The organism is Mesorhizobium waimense (assembly GCF_003601975.1).
Lineage (GTDB): Bacteria > Pseudomonadota > Alphaproteobacteria > Rhizobiales > Rhizobiaceae > Mesorhizobium > Mesorhizobium waimense.
In genome coordinates, this window is the sequence record NZ_QZWZ01000141.1 from 1 (window position 1) to 1963 (window position 1963).

The window sequence follows — 1963 nt, forward strand, 5'->3', positions numbered from 1 at the left end:
GATCCAAACCGACAAATCTGATATGTTCCATATGGCCCGTCTCCTATGCATGAGGCTCTGCGCCGGCCAGCCGGCTTAACCCTCGTACCGTTGCATATCGGATGACGGGCCGCCCTCAGGCCCAGCAATCATAGGGACTAGCGGATGCTGGATCGAGCTGACCGAAACGAATTTTCAGCCTTCTAGTGAAAGAAGCGATGGAGACAACCTCGGTAGCTAGAGCTTAGCGATCGCTAATTTTCGGTGGTGTAATCAACCCCGTACCACTTCAGCGACAGCTTCGAGAGCGTGCCGTCCTCTTTCATTTTCTGGATAGCCTCGGCGATCTTGCCGCTGAATTCCTTGTCTCCATGAAGGACCGGAATAGCTCCCGGGGAGGAGAATAGCGGCTCGCCAAGAGGCTTTATTGGATAGCCAGCCTTTATTGCATCATCCATCACAGTTCCGTCAGTCAGGACTGCATCCAGTCGAACCCCATCGCCTAGCCGGAGGTCATCGAACGCCACATTTGTGGTCGCGTAGGTTTTGATTTCGCCTGGTTTGATCTGAAACTCTATCGGCTTCGCGTCCACCCAGTTGGGTTTAAAGGTATGGTTTGCATACTCCTCTTGCACGGAGCCGGCGGTAACCCCAACCCTCTTGCCGTTCAGATCGGCAGGTTTGGCCGCCTTGCTATCCTTGTGTACAACAGCAACCACCCGCGCGTAGAAGTAAACACCAGGGAAATCGAACTTCTCAGCTCGAACCGCAGTTGGCGTCATCTGGCCCATGGCGACATCCCAACGACCCTGCCAATTGCCTGACGTGATGATGTCCCAGCTAGGGGTCACGAACTCGATCTTCACGCCCAAATGGTCGGCGATGCCCTTCGCAACATCGATGTCGTAGCCTTGGAGTTGTTGAGTTTCGTTGTTCAGGGATGACATCGTTCCCCAGTCAGGTCCGGCTGCAACCGTTAACGTCCCAGACTTTAGCACCTTGTCGAGCACGGCGCCCGCATCGGCTGCGCTCGTCATAGCCGCGATTGTGACCGTTAGCGATGCCGCGGCTGCAATTGCTGTCTTAAGTCTGCTCATGGTTGTTCCCCTGTGTTTTTGATTGCTTCTTCCTCGCCGGCCTGGGCCCATTCCCTGACCGGTAGCTGCCCAATCCTAGCTTGTCGCAGCCTGGTTTGCAACACATGTTTTGATTTAGCACAACATGCTGCATATGGATCATGCCGTGCAGTGCAGCTCCTATATGTCTTTTGTCGGGGTTGATGAACGTGACCGCGACTGCATGGGCTTGGACCAAACAATGGTGCTTTTGAACCGACTGGAGGAAAGTGGCCTAAGCCAGGTCGCTGTGCCGGCGACGCCTGAAAGGCAGAGAGCTTTCATTGCATCGCTCGTTTCTAAAGTGCCCTTCGTCTCGACGAGTCTCTGCAGGCGAGGGCGGAAACAAGTGCTATAGGCCACAACATTGGGGTTGTCCTGATGTGCGATGCCGACGCATCGTCTCGGCGCCACGCTGGCATCGCTCCTAGTACGTCAGCAATTTACCAGTAGGTCGCGTGACATATTGCTCAGCGACTCCGCGCCATTTTCAGTCACGCGAACGGTTTCACTGAAGATGTAGCCATCGGTCTTTTCAAAGATACCAATGAGGAGGTGGAATGCCATATTGGCCTGAAGCACGGTCTCATCGCCCTCCTGGAAGCTCGGGCCGCCGTCCACCCAATCGATGCCTATTGAGTATCCGATTCTGGATTCTTTTCGCACGCCTCGAGGTCCAAATTCGCGTCGAAAAGCTTGCTCCACGTCACTGCTCGTCACCCCAGCCCGCATAGCTTCAAACGCAGCTAGGAAACCGTCAAGGCACGCTTGGTGCACGTGCCGCGATCTAGCGGTCGGTTCTCCCAAAAATACCGTTCGCGACAATGCGCAGCAATATCGGTGACGGACGGCGCCGAGTTCGAAATTCG

The 1963-nt window shown here is 55.1% G+C and carries 2 protein-coding genes; both read right to left on the reverse strand.

Going from position 1 to position 1963, the window contains the following annotated elements:
• Positions 1 to 233 precede the first annotated feature (233 nt).
• Complete coding sequence (locus D3227_RS40200; RefSeq protein ID WP_120019446.1) at positions 234 to 1076, reverse strand: transporter substrate-binding domain-containing protein; 843 nt, start codon at positions 1074 to 1076, stop codon at positions 234 to 236.
• Positions 1077 to 1529: 453 nt separating this feature from the next.
• A partial coding sequence (locus D3227_RS40210; RefSeq protein ID WP_147377833.1) for a M24 family metallopeptidase occupies positions 1530 to 1963 on the reverse strand: 434 nt, incomplete at its 5' end.

Excerpts from the sequence above, each read along its gene's own strand:
- D3227_RS40200 (WP_120019446.1), bottom strand. The coding sequence starts at position 1,076 with ATGAGCAGACTTAAGACAGCAATTGCAGCCGCGGCATCGCTAACGGTC.